Here is an 18,287-nt window from a genome sequence, read left to right as displayed (position 1 = left end):
AAATATGGTTATACAATAAATGCAGACAGCTTTTATGTCAACTTAATTTTAATTAGGGTTTACAAATGGGCGCAAAAAAACCGGCCCTGCGGTCGGCCGGTTTTTGATGATTATTCTTCTGTAAGAATGACAAGCGAATCAACAGAAGCAGCCACATGAGAAACGGCGCGGCTGACCTCCTGGAGCCCTCCGAGAAAGGCCTGCAGATCGACGTCAATTTTTCCTGATTGTTCTTTGCTGACTTTCATGCTGTGAACAATTTCATCGAATAAACGGTTAATTTGTGTCATTTTTTCTTTGCTTTCGCTGACAAGCCCGTTCACGTCTTTGATATGCTTCGACACGATGTTGATTTGTGTATTGGTGTTGTTCACAAGCTCGGACACTGTAGAAACGGTTTTTTTAGTATCTTCAGACAGCTTTCGCACCTCATTTGCCACAACGGCAAAGCCTTTGCCGTGTTCGCCTGCACGGGCTGATTCAATAGATGCGTTTAGCGACAGAAGATTCGTTTGTTCGGCGATGCCTGTGACGATGCCGAAGATTTTTTCAATTTGCTGTGCGATTTCATCCAGCTTGACCATTTCTTTTTCGATTTGGACGAGGCTTGTATCGATCTGGTTCATCTGTTTTTGCTGGATTTCAAGCTCTTTTTTCCCGCCGATCGACTTTTCTTCAACGGTGCTGGATGTCACTGTGCCGGCTTTGGATGCTTCGGAAATGCCTTCAGATTTGTCAACAAGCTCTTGAACGGATCGGCTCGTTTCTGAAAACAAATTTGCGATCGACCCGGAGGTTTCTTGGATTCTCTGATGCAGAAGGTTTTTCCTTTCTTCTTGTTCATCGCGGGTTTGGTTGTACTCATCCTGAAACGCTTCAAGGACAAGCTGCTGTTCTAAGTTCAAGATTTTAGTTGTTGCTTTGATTGCTTTCAGCAGTTCCTGGTGATCTGTAATTGATTTTTCATAAATGTCAATCATTGATAGAAGCAATTCCTGAAACGCCCCCATGTACCATTTTGGCAGAAGGCCGATTCGTAAATGGATAGAAGCAATTTTATTTCGTTTTTCAATAAATTCATCATCAATGACACCGGCAAACATTTCTTGAATATGCCGTTTTAACGTTTGTTTTAAGCGGTCAACTGAGCTGTGGTCGTTAATGATATCCATTAATGAGCTTTCATGATCGAGATTTTTATAGAAAGCGTCAACAATGTAAACAATGTTTTCTTGGATTAAGGGCTGTAGCTCCTGCAGCACGTGCAGCTCTGGATCTCCCAGTCTGACCATTTTGAGCTGTTTTTTCACATCTGAGAACTTGTTTGTGAGCTGAATGCGGTTTTTTTGCTGGTCGTTTGAATCTGAAAAATAAGCCGTTTCTTTTTTTCTATCTTTTTTAAATAACAATACAGTGATCCCCCTTGGGAAAATATAATTTTATCTTTTGGCTTTTTAAGCCTTTTTCTTTTTTATCGGTCAAGGGAAGCACGAATGAAGACGGCAGATAGAAAATATTTATAAAAAAACCGTTCAGTTATATGAACGGTTTAATTAAGGTCAATTTGTTTTAGTGGTTTGATGGCCGGTCCTTCGACTACCTCGCCAGTTGGTTTAAAGCGTGATCCGTGGCACGGACAATCCCATGTGTGCTCTCCATCGTTCCATTCCACTTCACAGCCTAAATGGGTGCAGGTTGTATCAACAAGATGCAGGCAGCCCGTTTCATCTCTGAATGCCCCCGCGCGTCTGCCGTTAATGGTGACGGCTTTTCCTTCACCTGGCGCGATCTCTTCAAAATCGACGTTCGGTTTTTCAAGCTTCCCTTTAATGAAATGCTTAGCCACATCTGCATTGTAAGAAATCACCTTTTGCAAGCCGGGATTCAGATGGAAACGAGACGGTGTAAAAATGCTCTCATATGGATTGTCTTTTTTCTCCACAAGGTCTGACAAAAGCTGAGCTGCGACAGCTGCTGATGTCATGCCCCATTTTTTGAAGCCGGTCGCAACGAGAATATTGTCTTCGTTTTCAGACATAGGCCCGATGAATGGGATTTTATCGATTGTCACGAGATCCTGTGTGGACCAGTAATAGGGAATGCTTTCGATTCCAATTGTGCTTTCTGCCAATTGTCTCAGCGTTTCGTAATGGGTCGACATGTCTTTGCCTTGGCCTGTTTTATGGCTTACTCCGCTGAAGAGAATCAGCTTTTCTCCGTTCACAATGGTGTAGCGAAGCGCAACTGACGGCTGGTCTATACTTACATACATGCCCTCAGGATAGTCGATCTTCGGCTTGACGGCGAGGACATAGGATCTATCAGAATACATTCTTGCTGCATATAATCCGCCCCCGTCATAAAAAGGGAAATGGGAGCAGCATACGATAAATCGGCTTTTAATGGCGTGCCGGCTTTTTGTAACAACTTCAGGCATTTCTCCTTTTTTAATATCAAGCGCAACAGTCTCTTCATAAATCCGTCCGCCCTTTTGCACGATCTGATCAAGGAGCCCGGTTAAAAAGTGAAGCGGGTGAAATTGGGCCTGATTCTTCATCACGAGCGCCAGCTTAGAGCCGACGGGAAGCGGAAGATCTTTTATGAGATCCCTTTCAATCCCGAGTTTTGTGTATGCCTCATGCTCAGTGCGGATTTTTTGTACAGCATCTTCACTTGTTGTGTAAAGGTAAGCGTCTTGTTCGGCCCATTCGCAATCGATCTGAAGTTCATCAACAATTCCTTTTATATAATCAATTGCATTCTGGTTCGCTTCATAATAAAGCCTTGCGTGGTTCAGTCCGAAATTGCGGATAAATTCATCATAAATCATGTCGTGCTGCGCTGTAATTTTTGCCGTTGTGTGGGCCGTTGTGCCATTGAGAACCTGATTCGCTTCAATCAGAATGACACGGAAGCCTCTTTTGGACAGCTCATAGGCCGTCGTGATTCCTGTAATGCCTCCTCCAATAATGGTGACATCACATTCCGTATCTTCTTGCAGCGCCGGAAAAGAAGGCAAGTCCGCCGATGTTTTCCAATATGTTTCGGGAGCTTCTTTTGAAAAAGGTTGATTAGCCAAACCATTGTACCTCCAATATCATTTATTCTTAATTTTTCCATTTTCTATCTTTTCATACATAGGAAGCAGGCTTTGTTCATACCATAATAGGGTTGAAAAGGAGTGATTGCATTGGCGAATGAGAAAAAGAAAACATTGCCGCCGCAGCATCAGGACCAGCAGCCGGGATTCGAATATCTGATGGATCCCCGTCCGGTATTTGATAAGCCGAAGAAGGCAAAAAAACTAGCGGGCAAAACGGCCATTATTACAGGAGGAGACAGCGGGATCGGACGCGCTGTATCGGTGTTATTCGCAAAAGAAGGGGCGAATGTGGTCATTGTGTATTTTAATGAACATCAGGACGCCGAAGAAACAAAGGAGTATGTAGAGAAAGAAGGGGTGAAGTGCCTGCTGATTGCAGGAGATGTCGGAGATGAAGCCTTTTGTAATGAAGTTGTAAGACAGGCCAGCCAGGCTTTTCCAACCATAGATATTTTGGTTAATAATGCCGCTGAGCAGCATGTGCAGCCGAGCATTGAAAAAATCACTAGCCACCAGCTGATCAGAACCTTCCAGACGAACATTTTCTCTATGTTTTATTTAACGAAGGCTGTGCTGCCTCATTTGAAAAAAGGAAGCAGTATTATCAATACAGCATCGATCACCGCGTACAAAGGCAATAAAACACTGATCGATTATTCAGCGACGAAAGGAGCCATTGTCACTTTTACAAGATCCCTTTCCCAATCGCTTGTCCAGCAAGGCATTCGTGTCAATGCGGTTGCGCCGGGGCCAATCTGGACACCGCTCATTCCGGCCAGCTTTGCTGCAAAAGATGTGGAAGTGTTTGGTTCGGATGTGCCGATGGAACGGCCGGGCCAGCCGGTGGAAGTGGCGCCGAGCTATTTATATCTTGCCAGCGATGATTCCACTTACGTCACCGGCCAGACAATTCATGTCAACGGGGGAACGATTGTAAATGGGTAATTAAAAAAGCCAATCCTTAAGGATTGGCTTATTCGCTCTGTTTGAGCGCTGCATATTCTTTAGAGAGCGTAAGAAACGCATCTTTATCTTTTTTGTCCAAGGCTTTGTTGATTTGGTCAGTCAGCATGGTCAACCGACGCTTAAACAAGGATTCATCGAGCACCATTTGAATGTAAATATCCATCATTGTTACATCAAATTCTTTTGTTTTTTGCGTGTTGCGGGACTTCATGAGCTCAGTGTACGACTTTTTCTCTTTCATAAAGAATCCCCCCAATGCCTTTTTTATAGTATATGGATAACGGTCGAAAAAATCAATAAATTTTTATAATCTTTAGACAACTAATACTAGGCAATCTATCGACATATCCTGCGAAATGCTGTGATCTGAGATCATGCAGTAAAATAAAATCGGGTTATTACTAGTAAAATAGAACTAAAAAATATAAATAAAAGATGATTTTAGTTCATTTGTTAAAAAATCCTGTCGTTTTATAAACACAGATGATAGATTATTAGTATAAATTTTGCAGAAAAAGGATGGAGGCCATAACATGAGTCAGAAAACTGACGCACCATTAGAATCATATGAAGTAAACAGCGCAACAATTGCCGTTTTGCCAGAAGAAATCGACGGCAAAATCTGTTCGAAAATCATTGAAAAAGACTGTATGTTTTACGTCAGCATGAAGCCGCTGCAAATTGTCGACCGAAGCTGCCGATTTTTCGGATCAAGCTACGCGGGAAGAAAAGCGGGAACTTATGAAGTGACAAAAATTTCTCACAAACCGCCAATCATGGTGGACCCTTCGAACCAAATCTTTTTATTCCCTACACTTTCTTCGACTAGACCCCAATGCGGCTGGATTTCCCATGTGCATGTAAAAGAATTCAAACCGACTGAATTCGACGATACGGAAGTGACGTTTTCAAACGGAAAAACGATGGAACTGCCGGTCTCCTGCAATTCGTTCGAGAATCAGGTATACCGGACAGCCTGGCTCAGAACCAAATTTCAGGACAGAATCGAACACCGTGTCCCGAAACGGCAGGAATTTATGCTGTATCCGAAGGAAGAGCGGACGAAGATGATTTATGATTTTATTTTGCGTGAGCTTGGGGAGCGGTATTAGAAGGATAAAAGTGAATTTGAGAGTGCTTTGCAATGTTGATGCAACATAAACTTTTTAAGGGAAATTTAGCTAAGGCATTCCAGAAATAAAAAAGTGTTGGTGAAATAAAAGAGCTCAATACGTTAAAATGTATTGAGCTCTTTATTAAATGATCAATTGTTAAAGGGAAATTGAGTCACTTCCGCAGGTGTACCAAGTTCCATTTGCTGCTTGCGCCCATCCATAAATTCTTGTTCCAGTACCCAATTTTCTTTTTACTTCATCAAGGGATAAAGTGATAGACGTTGTATCTCCGGCTCTTTTAGTTGCTAAGATATTGCTTTTCGTGCTGTCAGGTTGGCCGCCATCAGTTGTCCAAGCTACCATATTATAGTATTTGGATGTGAACGGGTTTGATAGTCCATTGATTGATAAGGTAACCTGATTGTTGCTAGCCGTTACGGTTGTATAAGCAGCACTCATCGGTTTAATTGAGGATGCTTTTTGTGCTGGTGTGTGGTTTTCAGCTGCAAAAACATTTGTGCCTCCTGTCACTAGTAGTCCGACAGCTAATGCTCCTGAAAGGATTTTTTTATTCATTGTTATTCCTCCTTTTTTTAATACATAGTTAAATTACTTCAATTAATTGGAAAATCCTTTTTGTTAGCAAGAAGTTAACAAAATTTACAAATTTCAAACGTGATTAATATGTAACCTCAAATTGTAGAGTCTGGATATCGATATTAAAAAGGAGCACTCCAGTAAAATAAGGAGAGCCCCTTCTAACGCTAGGCCGTCGGAATTCCGCCGGTGATGCCGTATATTTGAGATGTCACATAGCTTGAATTCTCTGAAGCTAAGAATACATAAACATCTGCCAGTTCCACCGGCTGTCCCGCGCGGTTTAATGGTGACGGCGGCGTCCCTTTGCCGAATTTCGGAATGTTTTCAGTTGGCTGTCCGCCGGAAATTTGCAGCGGAGTCCAGATTGGTCCTGGCGCAACAGAGTTCACTCTGATGCCTTTGGGCGCCAGCTGTTTTCCGAGCGCAACGGTAAAGCCGATAATGGCGTTTTTCGTCGCCGCGTAATCTAACAGCATTGGGCTTGGGTTGTAGCCTTCAACTGAAGTTGTGGTAATAATAGACGCACCCTCCGGCAAATACGGAAGCGCCGCTTTAACAACCCAATATAGCGAGAAGACGTTCACTTCAAACGTTTTATAGATTTGTTCAGTAGGAAGGTCTTCGATGTTTTGCACTGCTTGCTGTTTACCGGCAACGAGCGCTAACACATCCAGCCCGCCGAGTTCGTTATGCGCTTGTTTGACTAAATCGTGACAAAACGATTCGTCACTCAGATCACCTGGAATCAGGACTGCCTTGCGTCCTTCTGCTTCAATCAGTTCTTTTACTTCTTCTGCATCAGGCTGTTCCGCGGGCAAGTAGTTAATTGCCACATCGGCGCCTTCCCGCGCATAAGCGATGGCGGCAGCGCGGCCAATACCGGAATCACCGCCGGTGACAAGAGCTTTTCGGCCATTTAGTTTGCCAGCTCCTTTATAGCTTTTTTCTCCGCAGTCCGGAATCGGCTTCATTTTTTGCTGCAAGCCGGGCGGTTCTTGGTATTGTTCAGGAAATTCATCGTGAAAAAATGCTGTTAAAGGATTGTTTCGTTTTGTATCAGACATCATCAACGCTCCTTTTTGTGTGGTGTACATTCGTATGTGTACCCTTGAGCAAAGTGAGAAAAACATGTTTTGGCAGTTTGCATCTCTGCAAGACAAAGAAAGTAAAAAAAACTGCCGCTCCTTCCATATTTATCTTGTGAAATATGACGAATTGAATTATGATAAAATCGCTATAAAACAACTAAATATTGGGTATGGGGGAGTATATTGTCATGAAAAAAGCCGCGGCGCTTTTGCTGTCACTCGGTCTCGTTTTCGGTTTTTCATACGGAGCTGACCATGTGGCGGAAGCCAAAACGAAGGTAAAGACGTATAAGAACTGCAAGGAATTAAACAAAGTGTACAAAGGCGGGGTAGCCCGTACGTCCAAGGTGAAAAATAAAGGCGGAAAAACGAAGTACAAGCCTTACGTGTCTAAGGCGCTTTATGATGCCAATAAAAAGAGCGACCGTGATAAAGATTTTATCGCCTGCGAACGCTAAACAAAAAAGCAATCTGTTGTCCAGATTGCTTTTTTCTTGTTTAAGCGGCTTGATCAGCAGCTGTGCTTTTCGTTTTTCTTGTCACGAGACTTACCGCTATCATGACCGTAACATTCAGCAGCAAAGCGACAATGCCGACGTTTAAGTCTTTCGCCGCTTGCGGCAGCGCCGGAAATAAAGTGCCGATTGTTGTTTCCGTAACCGTAATATAAGAAACCGCTCCGACTCCCGTTATAATGCCGGCAAAGGCTCCTTGTTTGGTCACGATCTTATGCTTGAATAGGCTGAACAGCAGGGCCGGAAATAGCTGTGTGACGAGGCTGTATCCCATAAGGAGAAGCGTAACGATTGTGTTCCCGCCTTTGAATGTAAAGTACACAGCAATCAGCGCAATCACAGGCACTAAACATTTAGCTAATAATGTCACCTGCTGTTCCGTCGTGCGGGGAGCAAACACTTGATAAACATTTTTTGCAAACAAAGTGGAGGCCGACATTAAAATCATGGAACCCGGCACAAGCGCTGTCAGCAGTCCGGCTGCACCGATGATTCCGACAAACCAAGGATCAAAGGTTTGAAGAGACAGTCTCAAAAGTGATAGATCCGCGTCTGCGCCTTTCAGACCGGGAACTTGCAGGATAGCCGCAAAGCCGACGAAAAGGACGAATAGAAGGACCAGCTGGTATAAAGGCATAATAATGGCGTTTTTTCGAAAGACTTTTGGGTTTTCTGCTGAATAGGAAGCGGAAAACGTATGGGGCCACATGTAAAAGCCCAGCGCCGTCAGCAGCACGGTTGAACTGAACCATGCAGCACTTTGCCCTGTTTCGGGCAGGGTAATAAAACCGGGATTTGCGTTTTCAATCTGCTGAAACATGTCTTGAAATCCGCCGTAGTAATGAATCGGCAGATATATGCCTAAGAATAAAACGACGGCCAAAATCATGATGTCTTTGACAACGGATATCCAGGCGGACCCGTGGATGCCGGATACCATAACGTAAACTGTGATTGAAATGACGCCGATCCAAATGGCAGCAGTAGGAGAAATTTTTCCGTAAGACGTTTCCGATACAATCAATCCAAGCCCTTTCAGCTGCAGCACAAGATAAGGAATAAGCGCGGCAATGCCGACAAGTGAGACGAGCACACCAAGCAGCGGACTGTTGTACTTTTTGATGAAAAAATCGGACTGCGACATCAGCTTATGCTGTTTCGCATAGGACCATACCGCCGGCAGGAGCCAATAAGAAAGAATATAGGCCAGACAGCCGTAGGCGATGATGTAAAAGGCAGGCCCGCCTTTTCCGTAAGCCCAGCCGCTTCCGCCGAGAAACGTAAACGTCGTATAAATCTCTCCTGCCATCAATAGGAAAACAAAGACAGTACCGAAGCCGCGGCCTCCAACCGTCCACTGCTCAAGGTCCATGTCTTTTCCTTTTTGGGCGCGTACGCCGAGAAACATGCTGAATAGCAGGACACCGAAAATGATGATGAGAGCTGCGTTCATTCTGCTTCCTCCCTTTTATTTTCTTTGTCGAGGACATACACGATCGCCATCAGGACAGAGGTCAGCAAAGCCCACATGACGACATAGGCGAGAATGAATGGCATGCCAAACAGATAGGGTGTCACTTTGTTTGCAAAAGGGATGCCAAGCAAAAGTCCGATGAAGGGCAAAGCGGCAAGAATGTGAATCAGTTTCATAAAATCCTCCTTTGATCAAAAGTTGGGCGGTGCGTGTCATGCGCGGGCTGCAAATCATGTCGCTAATCTGGCGGCACATGTCATTTTTTGGGGAGTGAAAGGCTGTGGTACGAATTATAAATAAATTTATTTTGTTTGTATAGTGTGAATTGTCTGAAATTTATTCTTGAGGAGCTAGAAGGGGGGACGGGCGCAAGGAGGGGAATACAGAATGATTCGAAAGACTCATGGCGAGTCCGGCGCAAATAAATAGTATGTTAACAAACTGCTTACTTGCTCCCGGATTCGCGGGTTAAAATAGCGGTGTTTTTCTTCGTAGCCATCGATGACAAATAAATAAAGCGTAAAGGCTTCATCACGCTCAGCCTCGTGGATGGCGATTTTTCTTTTCCTCAGCTCTTTTCTGACCTCAATCAGATCCTTTTGTGCTATTTTTAATGATTCGTTGATAAGTTGTATATAAGGGTGTTTCAATTTTAATGAGCTTTTCTCAATTCCGCCGAGATCGCGGTTTAAAATGGTAATGACCATAGGCAAAAAGAGAGCCCGCTCTATCAATTCATATCCTTCCGGCTGCAAATGCGGCATGGTAACTCCTTCTTTCTTAAGGGAACGTTTGTTCTTGTTATATTCTATATCGGCTGGTGAAATGTTTCAAGACAGAAAAAATCACCAAAACTTTTTAGTTTTTCGCCGAGAATGTGTAGAATAAGAATAGACAAACCCGGTGAGGAGTATAAACGTTGGAGCAATTTTTATACTATTTGACAGAGGATCGTTTAACTGAATTATTTCAAAGCTATAGGGCTTTCGGTCCGCTTATTGCTGTGCTGCTGCCTTTAATTGAAGCATTTCTTCCGTTTTTGCCGCTTATCGTTTTTGTGGTGGCGAATACAAATTCGTTTGGATTGTGGGAAGGCTTCATCCTGTCATGGGCCGGATCAACAGCGGGGTCCATTCTCGTGTTTTTCATTGTCCGTCATTATGGACAAAGAAGAGCTCTTGGATTCATCCGCAGGCATCCGTCTGTCAGAAAGCTTATGTTATGGGTGGAAAGACACGGTTTTGGCCCGATGTTTCTGCTGCTTTGTTTTCCATTTACACCGTCTGCCGCGGTGAATGTGGTCGCCGGTTTGTCAAGGATCGGGACGCGGCCGTTTGTTTTGGCGGCAGCCTCGGGAAAGCTCGTCATGATTTTTATGATCAGCTTCATCGGATATGATCTTCACGCGCTGATCACACAGCCGATTCGCACGGTTATTGCCGTTCTGGTGATTGCTGTCTTATGGTATGTCGGCAAAAGGGTGGAACGGCATCTGCATGTGAGAGCCAGCCAGCGTGAGCATGATGGAGGGAGACAGTAACATGAAAAAACGGTTTTGGTTTCTTGCCGGTGTCGTGTCCGTAGTTCTCGCCATTCAAGTCAAAAATGCCGTCTTTATTGATTACAAAGTAGAAGGCATCAGCATGAACCCGACTTTTCAGGAAGGGAACGAACTGTTGGTCAATAAATTTTCACATCGATTCAAAACCATCCATCGTTTTGATATTGTTTTGTTTAAAGGCCCTGATCAAAAAGTGCTGATAAAGCGAGTCATTGGATTGCCCGGTGAATCGATCAAATATAATGACGATCAGCTGTATGTGAACGGAAAACAGGTGGCTGAACCATTTTTGAAACCATTGAAATCTGTATCTGCCGGAAGCCATGTAACGGGAGATTTTTCACTGAAAGAAACGACAGGGAAAAAGACGTTATCGAAGGGGCAATATTTTGTAATCGGAGATAATCGCATATATAGCTTTGACAGCCGGCATTTCGGTCCGATCAGGGAAAAAGACATTGTCGGAGTCATTTCGGATTAGGAACTGTACACTGAGAAAAAGGCGCCATTTGAAAGGCGTCTTTTTTGTGCTGGTTGGAAAAATATGTTGCGAGATCATTTGTCACCCGATATAATTATTTTTGTTACGTGTGTAACAAAATGAAATATTCATTAACACTTATTTCTTTTTTTCTTAGGCTTTTTGTTTAGTTGCAGATAAAACAAAAGGAGTGATCTCATGATGGATTACAAAACAGTTATTATCGGAGGCGGACCGGTTGGATTGATGCTGGCTTCTGAGCTGGCATTAGCAGGGGTAAAAACATGCGTGCTTGAGCGGCTTGAACAGCCAGTGCCGTATTCGAAGGCGTTGACGCTGCACCCCCGCACGCTTGAGCTTTTTGAAATGAGAGGGCTGCTTGAGCGTTTTGCGTCTCGTGGGAAAAAGATATCTTCCGGCCATTTTTCAATGCTCGATACGCGTCTTGATTTTTCCAGTCTGGATACGAGCTGTCCTTATACGCTATTGCTTCCGCAGACCGAGACTGAACAGCTGCTTGAGGAACGTGCGCGAAGCCTGGGGGCAGAGGTGTTACGGGGGGCAGAGGTGCTAACGGTAACGCAAAACGAAGAGGCAGTGCAAACCATTTTCAAGGATCGGGAAGGCATTGTGCGGACGTTGAGCAGCCTGTTTGCCGTTGGCGCTGACGGAGCAGGGAGCGTCGTTCGGAAACAGGCGGGAATTGCGTTTCCTGGAACAGACAGCACCGTCACCGCAGCTCTTGGTGATGTGAAGCTTCTTTCTCCGCCGCCATCAGGAGTTTTGTCGCTTTGTACGACAGAGGGAGGAGTCATGATTGTTCCGCTTTCTCCTGACCGGTATCGCGTTGTGTTGATCAGCCCTTACCGCACGCAGACGCCGAAAGATGCTCCTGTCACAGAAGAGGAGCTGAAAACAGATCTCATCCGGATATGCGGAACTGATTTTGGCTTAAACGAGCCTACGTGGATGTCCCGATTCGGGAATGCCTCCCGTCAAGCGAAGGAGTATCGGAGCGGCAGACTCTTTCTTGCGGGCGATGCAGCACATATTCATTTTCCTGCTGGCGGCCAAGGGCTGAATGTCGGTCTTCAGGATGCCATGAACCTTGGATGGAAGCTTGCGGCGGCTGTCGGCGGCTCTGCACCTTCATGGCTTTTGGACAGCTATCACGCAGAGCGGCATCCGGTGGCGGAAGATCTTCTTCGGAACACAGAGGCGCAGACGCGGCTGATGGATTTCACGAAGGCCGGTCTCCATTTGCGAAGCATGGTGTCCGATATGCTTGCTTTTCCCGATGTGAATCGCTTTATAGCGGGCCAAATTTCTGCAATCGATGTCGGGTATGAAGCTGACCAAAACATGCCGCCGCATCGGTTGAACGGCAAAAGACTTCCGGATGTGGAACTGCGGCTTCCTGATGGCAGTATGGAACGCCTCTATAACTGCCTGCATAACGGGGCATACGTTTTGCTGTCACTGAAACAAGGAGCTGATAATGACCACATCCCATTTAAAGGCTTGCACACAGTGTGTGCTTCTCTTGCAGAACCGCGTGAAGAGTGGAGAGACGTGCATACTGTATTGGTTCGGCCTGATGGCCATGCCGCCTGGGCAGTCGATGCCGCCGGGCCAGATACGGCAGAAGTGATTCAATCAGGTATCAGACGCTGGCTCCCGATTGCCAGCCGTGTGTAACACAAATCGATTGTTTCATCTGTAACAAAACGTTATGATATAAGAAACAATTGAATGAAAAAGGTTGGAAAATCCGATGAATACAGACCATACGAAACGCAACATTTTTGAATTATATGCGGAACTGATTCATCAGCAGGAGAAATGGGAGGGGCTCATAAAAGTCTTTTTGGCTGATGAAATGAAGAAGCTGGATCAGGAGCACGGACAAAAATCTCAATTAACGATGACAGAAATTCATGTTCTTTCCTGTGTGGGGGAGCATGAGCCGATCAATGTCACTTCGATTGCCGACAAAATGAATACGACGAAAGCGACGGTGTCACGCATCAGCACAAAATTGCTTGGCGCCGGCTTTCTTCACAGAACACAGCTCAGCGATAATAAGAAGGAGGTCTACTTCCGTTTGACGCCGGCAGGGAAGAAGCTGCACAGCTTGCATCTATACTATCATCAAAAGGTTGAGCAGCGTTTTCTTTCCTTTTTTGACCGATATACAGAGGAAGAGATTCTGTTTGCGGAAAGGCTGTTCCGGGATCTGGCGACGAAATGGTATCCGTCCTCAGAAGAAATGGAAGAGGGGTTTCACAACGTTTTCAAATAAAAAACACGCACTGAGGTGCGTGTTTTTTACGTTTCTTCTTTCTTTTTCAAGATTGTAAGGTAAATCAGATTTCCTCCGGCTAAAATGATAAGCGGCAGTCCAGGGGAGCTGGATGTCACCAAATTATAAATCAGCCAGATTCCTAAACATATTCCATAATATAAGTGCATTGCTTTCTCGGGGTTGTCGCGCAGCAAACTCCCTTTAAAAATCTTTTTCATCATAACGCCCCTATTAATTTTATGATTTCTCCTTTAGTTTACATGCATCTTCGGTTAATCTCAAAATTCGATCTTTGGCTTTTGATGCTTCCTCAGAATATGCTGAGGAAATTTAGGAATTATTTTTGATGGGGAGCAACAGTCTAGTATACCTTGATTTATGGATGTATCATAAAACAATTCTGTAAATACCTTTGCTTGTTACCTGAACGTATCTCGGACAGGTACAGAATCATAATCACTTCTATCATCTACTATCTCCCTTGCTAAAACACTGTTTTCTCCTGATAAAAAAGAGGACATTAAGTCCTCTTCTTACTTACGATATGTCTATTAGTATCTTTAATTCACACGTTTTTTACTGTGTTTTTGAAGCTTTGCTTTCAAGTGAAATAGGGTCTTCTGTTTTAGTTCTCCTAATCTTTACAGAAATACCTACTAGAATTACCGCCATCGTTGTAAATATTCCCATGGTTAATAAGATCGTATCATGATTTAAACTCCATCCAATTAAGAAAGAGATTATCGCTCCGCCGAAACTTGCCGAAGCAATAAATAAACTTGTAACTTCGTCAACGTACTTTTGAATAATGATTGATGCTAGTGTTAAAGCAATGGGAAATATGCCCGCTATACTTAGACCAATCAAAAATGTGCCACCCAATTGAAGTATTGGGTTATTTATATAAGAGAAGGCGATCAACAAAACAATTAAACAACTGCAACTAAATAGGAGGTACTTAGAAAAATCAAGCCTTCTGCTTACGAAACCAATCAGTATTCTTCCTATGATGATCCCTACCCAGAAAAAGGAGACACTGATAAGACTGATTTGTTCATTGTCTTGGTTTATCATAATTGAAGGTAAAAAGTTGGCGAAATTTGTTTCGATACCAGCATATAGAAAAGCAAAAAATACAAAAAAGCCTAATTGCTTTGATTTTTTTCTGTCTCCTATAAAGTATTGAAATGCTCCTACATTTGGCAAGGCCACTTGCTGGTTAGCATTCTTAGCGTACTTTCGGTTCTTGGATAAGAAAATTAACCACCCTGCTAATAGGACGAACAAAAAGGTGAATATGCAGTAATACGGTAAAAACCAGTTATTGATATTGATGAAGGAATTAATTAATAATGGGAAAGTTAAAGCGCCTAATCCAAAGAGGACTTCCAGCTTACTCATTTTTTCTGCATTACTTTCGAAATTAGCAATAACAAAGGAACCAACTGTCGTTTCTAATGTACCTGCTCCATATCCTAAGAGAAAAGCCATTACAACAATATAATACCAATCCTTAGTGAGAAAAAAGATACTTAACGCTGCAAGCATTATGATCAAAGCTAAAGTAAGTGTCCTAAAGTGACTGTATTTCTTAATCATTAACGGTGCGATTAATACCCCGCTTAGGAATCCGGTAAACTGAAAGAAAATGATGACCGAAATATCATCTGTTGTCTTGTTAAAAGACTCTAAAAGAAATGGTGTCAAACTTCCTGTTGATATATGGATAATACCCACTGTGAAAAAGAAAGCATATCCAAATAAATATGTCCCTCTTAACATTCATTACACCCCTATATGAAAAAGCAGGAAAATAAATTCCTGCTTTTTCAGTAACTTATCTCTTCGAAATACTAGTTGACTGCTAAAACAGACATTGTTTGAGAGTTGCTATCTTTCTCAAAGAACATTTCTAATACTTCCTGAGATCTAAAACCATCGTTAAAAGAAGGGATCTCAACCCAATCTTTCTGAGTTGATGAAATCCAATTGATTAACTCGCTTCTAAAAGAATCAGCCCACCCATAAAATTCGTTTGGCGGATCGTTTAAGAGACTTTGCGGCACTGGGCAGTCTACCACGTTCAAGCCATCTATGAGCTTGTAAACGTGAGGATTGCCTGTGTGGTATTTAAACTCTTTTTTGTGTCCAACTACCTCAATGCTAAAACCGCAGTCTTCAGGTACAGAACATTTTGATGTGATGATATTTACAAATACCTTGTTCTTCAGTTGACCATAAATTTCTGCATAGTCATCTACAAGTACCTGTTTATCCTCTTTTGTTTTTACATTTGTGTTCATCTTTGCCCTTACTGATTCTGTGATGAAATCACTCTCGAACAAATACCATACCATGTCGATAAGGTGAATACCCAGATCCCCCAATGACCCGCTGGTCTTCTTACTATTAGCGTCATCTCTCCAAGTAAACTTCTTACGTCTAAGTGCACTATTTTTCTTGAAGTGTACTTTTATGGACAGTATGTTACCTAGTTCATTATTGATAATTAAGCTTTTTAAGATATTTACGTAAGACAAATATCTATAATTAAATCCCATACTAGCTCTTACGTCTAACCTTTCAGCAGTATCTTTCATAATGCTTGCTTCTTCAAGAGAAATAGCCATAGGCTTTTCACACAATACATGCTTATGTTTTGCTAATGCTTGCAAAGCATGTTCTTTATGGCAAAAGTTTGGAGATGCTACAATTAAACCTTCTGAGACATCAATTAGTTCATCTACATTTTCATATGTCTTCCCACCGAAAGTTTTAACAAAGCTTTCCGCATTTTGTTGATTTATGTCATACACCCCTACTAACTCTGCATTTTTAATTGTAGATAAAGCAGTTGCGTGCGCTCTTGCAATACCGCCTGCACCTATGATACCAATCTTCTTCATACTCTATTTCCTCCTCATTATCCAATTAATTTTTTCAAGGTATTGGTAATTCCTTTTGAGTACTCACTATCGGTTATCAATTGATGCAGATTTTTGGCTTCTTGTGTTGCATTTTTAAGTAGATATCCATTTCCTACTGCCTGTAACATCCGAACATCATTTCCGCTATCTCCAAATGCGATAGCTTTTTCAGTATTTAGGTTGTATTTCTCTAACATAAACTTTACAATTTCATTCTTTCCTGTTCCCATGGGTATAAAATCTACATCATAGCTGTCTTCTGGATCACCTGCTAAGGGATTGCAACGATTTATATTAACTGAAACTCCGTATTCCTCGCAGATCTTTTCAATTGCTAATAGGTTTTTCTTGTCGTTTATTTCATCTTGTTCCTGATAATAAAAATTATGCTTATACCGTGACGTTCCTAATTGAGTTTGCGGATTCAAAAGAATGTTATGATTTTCATGTAACTGTTTTACAAGTATCTCAATCTTTTCTTTACTAAACTCTTCATTTATACGACTGTTCCACTCATTATCTTGCTGTCCGAAATTATGCTCTGAAAAGTACGTAATTTCAGTTCCAAGATCACTAGCTATAAAATGCGGGAAATATCTAAATTTTCCTCGTCCCATTTTATCGAGAATAGATTCTATACTACTCCCGGTAACCCATCCGATGAGCAGTTCCCCATCTTTACTTTTTTGTTCTAGATAATCTTCGAGTTCATATATGTCACGTTGTTTTTGTTCATCGATTGTATGCGGAAAATACGTTTCATCAAAATCACAAAAAACAATATACTTAGGATGGTCAACCTTGGATAACGTTTTATACTCTGACTTCTTGCTTAATAACATGAAACAGACCCTCCACTACTCTGTCTTGTTCTTCTAAAGTAAATGACGGATATAATGGCAAATGCAGTACCTGACTATGAGCTTTTTCCGTATGAACCAATTGGAGTTTTGTATACTTGTCCTGTACTAAAGGAGTTTTTTGCATATGAGACAGGATTGGATAATATACATCTGTTTGAACACCAAAACCTTCATTTAATTTCGTCATGATATTTGTCCTATCTTCTGTTCTTACCTTAATAGGAAACAGATGCCACACATGATCTTCACTTAATTCCGGTAATTCAATAAGACCTTTATTCTGTAATTCTGCTAATTGAGTAATGTATCTATCCGCCAAAAACAGTCTTTTGAAGTTGTTTAATGAAAGATACTTCATTCTCTCTAAACCAATAGCTGCTTGTAAATTGTCCATTTTTGAGTTAAGTCCAAAATCGATGACTTTCTTATTTTTCACATTTACTTCAAAACCATGATAACTAAATTGAATGCATTTTTTAGCGAGTTCTTCATTATCAGTTGCTATTGCTCCAGCCTTACCACATACACCAAAATTCTTATATGGATTAAAACTTAATGTAGTGATGTCTGCATCCTTTCCTAAGTCTGTCAGTCCAATTCCTTGGCAAGCATCCTCAATTACTTTCAATTGATAACGATTTGCGATTTGACGGATATGCTTCATGTCTGAATGTTTTCCGTATAAATGCACAGGCAGAATAAATTTTGTATAAGGAGTTATTGCTTCCTCGATTTTGTTAGGATCGATGCAGAATGTTTGCGGGTTAATATCTACATAGACAGGAACGCCTCCCAAAGCTAACACAGCATTTTCAGTAGCTGAAAAGCTATTAGCTGGCATGATCACTTCATCCCCGCGGTTTAACCCTAAAGCCAATAATCCTATCATAATAGCATCCGTTCCACTGCTAGTTGCAATTACATACCTTTTATGTAAATATGTAGATAAAACATCTTCGAATTGCTCTAAATAGGAACCACTCGTAAATTTTCCAGTTGGCAAAACTTTAGTTAAAGTATTTAAGATATCATCCACTTCATCATTGGTTATTAATCTGTCTACAGGCATAAAAGGGACTTTACTGATTTCACGATTTTTTTGGTAGTTGAAAAGGTCGTTTTCAATATCTGTATTTTCTTTTAATACTTGTTTCCACCGCTCGTTTGCAATACTGTCTTCAATAACAAGTTCTTTTCCTTGCATGTCACCTTTTAAGTGTTTTAGCAATAACATGTTTTCTTTACTTTTACCTGAAACTCTAACCTGTTTTTGCATGAACAGTACCTCC

The 18,287-nt window shown here is 42.1% G+C and carries 20 protein-coding genes and 1 pseudogene; 7 read left to right on the top strand and 14 right to left on the bottom strand.

Going from position 1 to position 18,287, the window contains the following annotated elements; genetic code table 11:
• Nucleotides 1-110: 110 nt before the first annotated feature.
• The 3 genes and pseudogenes from KXD37_RS24135 to KXD37_RS13030 all read right to left on the bottom strand — a co-directional run bounded on the left by KXD37_RS24135 (nt 111) and on the right by KXD37_RS13030 (nt 3,079).
• Complete coding sequence (locus KXD37_RS24135) at nt 111-905, bottom strand: methyl-accepting chemotaxis protein (RefSeq protein WP_395939726.1); 795 nt, start codon at nt 903-905, stop codon at nt 111-113.
• Nucleotides 906-914: 9 nt separating this feature from the next.
• Nucleotides 915-1,292, bottom strand: a pseudogene (locus tag KXD37_RS24130) (protoglobin domain-containing protein); the annotation flags it as partial.
• Between the two features lie 257 nt (nt 1,293-1,549).
• Nucleotides 1,550-3,079, bottom strand: a complete 1,530-nt coding sequence (locus KXD37_RS13030; protein ID WP_106022378.1) for an FAD-dependent oxidoreductase — start codon at nt 3,077-3,079, stop codon at nt 1,550-1,552.
• A gap of 111 nt (nt 3,080-3,190) precedes the next feature.
• On the opposite strand from KXD37_RS13030, the gene KXD37_RS13025 reads away from it, so the two are divergent.
• Nucleotides 3,191-4,048, top strand: a complete 858-nt coding sequence (locus KXD37_RS13025; protein WP_059293097.1) for an SDR family oxidoreductase — start codon at nt 3,191-3,193, stop codon at nt 4,046-4,048.
• Between the two features lie 28 nt (nt 4,049-4,076).
• Here KXD37_RS13025 and KXD37_RS13020 read toward each other — a convergent pair whose 3' ends face one another.
• Nucleotides 4,077-4,310 carry an IDEAL domain-containing protein gene (locus tag KXD37_RS13020; RefSeq protein ID WP_106020598.1) on the bottom strand — a complete coding sequence of 78 codons (234 nt, stop codon included), beginning with the start codon at nt 4,308-4,310 and terminating at the stop codon, nt 4,077-4,079.
• Between the two features lie 292 nt (nt 4,311-4,602).
• On the opposite strand from KXD37_RS13020, the gene comK reads away from it, so the two are divergent.
• Nucleotides 4,603-5,181 carry a competence transcription factor ComK gene (comK, locus tag KXD37_RS13015; RefSeq protein WP_024120818.1) on the top strand — a complete coding sequence of 193 codons (579 nt, stop codon included), beginning with the start codon at nt 4,603-4,605 and terminating at the stop codon, nt 5,179-5,181.
• Nucleotides 5,182-5,340: 159 nt separating this feature from the next.
• On the opposite strand, the gene KXD37_RS13010 is transcribed toward comK, so the two are convergent.
• Complete coding sequence (locus KXD37_RS13010; RefSeq protein ID WP_095713685.1) at nt 5,341-5,760, bottom strand: hypothetical protein; 420 nt, start codon at nt 5,758-5,760, stop codon at nt 5,341-5,343.
• Nucleotides 5,761-5,948: 188 nt separating this feature from the next.
• Nucleotides 5,949-6,848: an SDR family oxidoreductase gene (locus tag KXD37_RS13005; RefSeq protein ID WP_106020596.1), complete on the bottom strand. Its 900-nt coding sequence runs from the start codon at nt 6,846-6,848 to the stop codon at nt 5,949-5,951.
• Nucleotides 6,849-7,060: 212 nt separating this feature from the next.
• Here KXD37_RS13005 and KXD37_RS13000 point away from each other — a divergent pair, with 212 nt between their 5' ends.
• Entirely contained in the window at nt 7,061-7,330 is a 270-nt protein-coding gene (locus KXD37_RS13000) for an excalibur calcium-binding domain-containing protein (RefSeq protein WP_010333640.1), read from the top strand.
• A 40-nt stretch (nt 7,331-7,370) separates the two neighbouring features.
• Here the strand turns inward: KXD37_RS13000 and KXD37_RS12995 are convergent, their stop codons facing one another.
• The 3 genes from KXD37_RS12995 to KXD37_RS12985 form a co-directional block, all read right to left on the bottom strand.
• Nucleotides 7,371-8,840 (bottom strand): sodium:solute symporter, encoded by a 1,470-nt coding sequence (locus tag KXD37_RS12995; protein ID WP_263463609.1) that lies wholly within the window; start codon nt 8,838-8,840, stop codon nt 7,371-7,373.
• Nucleotides 8,837-9,037 (bottom strand): DUF3311 domain-containing protein, encoded by a 201-nt coding sequence (locus tag KXD37_RS12990; RefSeq protein WP_010333642.1) that lies wholly within the window; start codon nt 9,035-9,037, stop codon nt 8,837-8,839. Before KXD37_RS12990 ends, KXD37_RS12995 begins: the two co-directional genes overlap by 4 nt.
• 225 nt (nt 9,038-9,262) lie before the next feature.
• Nucleotides 9,263-9,625 carry a hypothetical protein gene (locus tag KXD37_RS12985; protein WP_095713683.1) on the bottom strand — a complete coding sequence of 121 codons (363 nt, stop codon included), beginning with the start codon at nt 9,623-9,625 and terminating at the stop codon, nt 9,263-9,265.
• A 155-nt stretch (nt 9,626-9,780) separates the two neighbouring features.
• Between KXD37_RS12985 and KXD37_RS12980 the strand changes: the two genes are divergently transcribed.
• The 4 genes from KXD37_RS12980 (at nt 9,781) to KXD37_RS12965 (ending at nt 13,205) form a co-directional block, all read left to right on the top strand.
• A complete protein-coding gene (locus tag KXD37_RS12980) occupies nt 9,781-10,401 on the top strand; it encodes a TVP38/TMEM64 family protein (RefSeq protein ID WP_106020595.1) in 621 nt (206 codons plus the stop codon).
• Nucleotide 10,402: 1 nt separating this feature from the next.
• Entirely contained in the window at nt 10,403-10,903 is a 501-nt protein-coding gene (gene lepB / locus KXD37_RS12975) for a signal peptidase I (protein WP_024120824.1), read from the top strand.
• 198 nt (nt 10,904-11,101) lie between these two features.
• On the top strand, nt 11,102-12,601 hold the full coding sequence (locus KXD37_RS12970) for a monooxygenase (RefSeq protein ID WP_188323665.1): 1,500 nt from the start codon (nt 11,102-11,104) through the stop codon (nt 12,599-12,601).
• Between the two features lie 76 nt (nt 12,602-12,677).
• Nucleotides 12,678-13,205 (top strand): MarR family transcriptional regulator, encoded by a 528-nt coding sequence (locus tag KXD37_RS12965; protein WP_151174900.1) that lies wholly within the window; start codon nt 12,678-12,680, stop codon nt 13,203-13,205.
• A gap of 26 nt (nt 13,206-13,231) precedes the next feature.
• Here KXD37_RS12965 and KXD37_RS12960 read toward each other — a convergent pair whose 3' ends face one another.
• The 5 genes from KXD37_RS12960 to KXD37_RS12940 form a co-directional block, all read right to left on the bottom strand.
• The gene (locus KXD37_RS12960; protein WP_032731040.1) at nt 13,232-13,429 is read right to left on the bottom strand and encodes a hypothetical protein; all 198 of its coding nucleotides are present in this window, start codon (nt 13,427-13,429) and stop codon (nt 13,232-13,234) included.
• A 355-nt stretch (nt 13,430-13,784) separates the two neighbouring features.
• Nucleotides 13,785-14,990 (bottom strand): glucose/mannose transporter GlcP, encoded by a 1,206-nt coding sequence (gene glcP / locus KXD37_RS12955; protein ID WP_106020592.1) that lies wholly within the window; start codon nt 14,988-14,990, stop codon nt 13,785-13,787.
• A gap of 71 nt (nt 14,991-15,061) precedes the next feature.
• Entirely contained in the window at nt 15,062-16,114 is a 1,053-nt protein-coding gene (gene ntdC, locus KXD37_RS12950; RefSeq protein ID WP_024120829.1) for a glucose-6-phosphate 3-dehydrogenase NdtC, read from the bottom strand.
• 17 nt (nt 16,115-16,131) lie between these two features.
• Complete coding sequence (ntdB, locus tag KXD37_RS12945) at nt 16,132-16,977, bottom strand: kanosamine-6-phosphate phosphatase (protein ID WP_127695524.1); 846 nt, start codon at nt 16,975-16,977, stop codon at nt 16,132-16,134.
• On the bottom strand, nt 16,949-18,274 hold the full coding sequence (locus KXD37_RS12940) for a DegT/DnrJ/EryC1/StrS family aminotransferase (RefSeq protein ID WP_263463608.1): 1,326 nt from the start codon (nt 18,272-18,274) through the stop codon (nt 16,949-16,951). The genes ntdB and KXD37_RS12940 overlap by 29 nt, the downstream gene beginning before the upstream one ends.
• Nucleotides 18,275-18,287: the final 13 nt, after the last annotated feature.

It is taken from the genome of Bacillus sp. XT-2 (assembly GCF_025696525.1).
GTDB classification, from domain to species: Bacteria; Bacillota; Bacilli; order Bacillales; family Bacillaceae; genus Bacillus; species Bacillus halotolerans.
Note: the sequence above shows the minus strand (reverse complement) of the source record. Positions and strands in the feature narration are given on the sequence as shown.

Coding starts and splice junctions, on each gene's coding strand:
- KXD37_RS13020 (WP_106020598.1), bottom strand. CDS start 4,310: ATGAAAGAGAAAAAGTCGTACACTGAGCTCATGAAGTCCCGCAACACG.
- comK (WP_024120818.1), top strand. CDS start 4,603: ATGAGTCAGAAAACTGACGCACCATTAGAATCATATGAAGTAAACAGC.
- KXD37_RS13010 (WP_095713685.1), bottom strand. CDS start 5,760: ATGAATAAAAAAATCCTTTCAGGAGCATTAGCTGTCGGACTACTAGTG.
- KXD37_RS13005 (WP_106020596.1), bottom strand. CDS start 6,848: ATGTCTGATACAAAACGAAACAATCCTTTAACAGCATTTTTTCACGAT.
- KXD37_RS13000 (WP_010333640.1), top strand. CDS start 7,061: ATGAAAAAAGCCGCGGCGCTTTTGCTGTCACTCGGTCTCGTTTTCGGT.
- KXD37_RS12995 (WP_263463609.1), bottom strand. CDS start 8,840: ATGAACGCAGCTCTCATCATCATTTTCGGTGTCCTGCTATTCAGCATG.
- KXD37_RS12990 (WP_010333642.1), bottom strand. CDS start 9,037: ATGAAACTGATTCACATTCTTGCCGCTTTGCCCTTCATCGGACTTTTG.
- KXD37_RS12985 (WP_095713683.1), bottom strand. CDS start 9,625: ATGCCGCATTTGCAGCCGGAAGGATATGAATTGATAGAGCGGGCTCTC.
- lepB (WP_024120824.1), top strand. CDS start 10,403: ATGAAAAAACGGTTTTGGTTTCTTGCCGGTGTCGTGTCCGTAGTTCTC.
- KXD37_RS12970 (WP_188323665.1), top strand. CDS start 11,102: ATGATGGATTACAAAACAGTTATTATCGGAGGCGGACCGGTTGGATTG.
- KXD37_RS12965 (WP_151174900.1), top strand. CDS start 12,678: ATGAATACAGACCATACGAAACGCAACATTTTTGAATTATATGCGGAA.
- KXD37_RS12960 (WP_032731040.1), bottom strand. CDS start 13,429: ATGATGAAAAAGATTTTTAAAGGGAGTTTGCTGCGCGACAACCCCGAG.
- glcP (WP_106020592.1), bottom strand. CDS start 14,990: ATGTTAAGAGGGACATATTTATTTGGATATGCTTTCTTTTTCACAGTG.
- ntdC (WP_024120829.1), bottom strand. CDS start 16,114: ATGAAGAAGATTGGTATCATAGGTGCAGGCGGTATTGCAAGAGCGCAC.
- ntdB (WP_127695524.1), bottom strand. CDS start 16,977: ATGTTATTAAGCAAGAAGTCAGAGTATAAAACGTTATCCAAGGTTGAC.
- KXD37_RS12940 (WP_263463608.1), bottom strand. CDS start 18,274: ATGCAAAAACAGGTTAGAGTTTCAGGTAAAAGTAAAGAAAACATGTTA.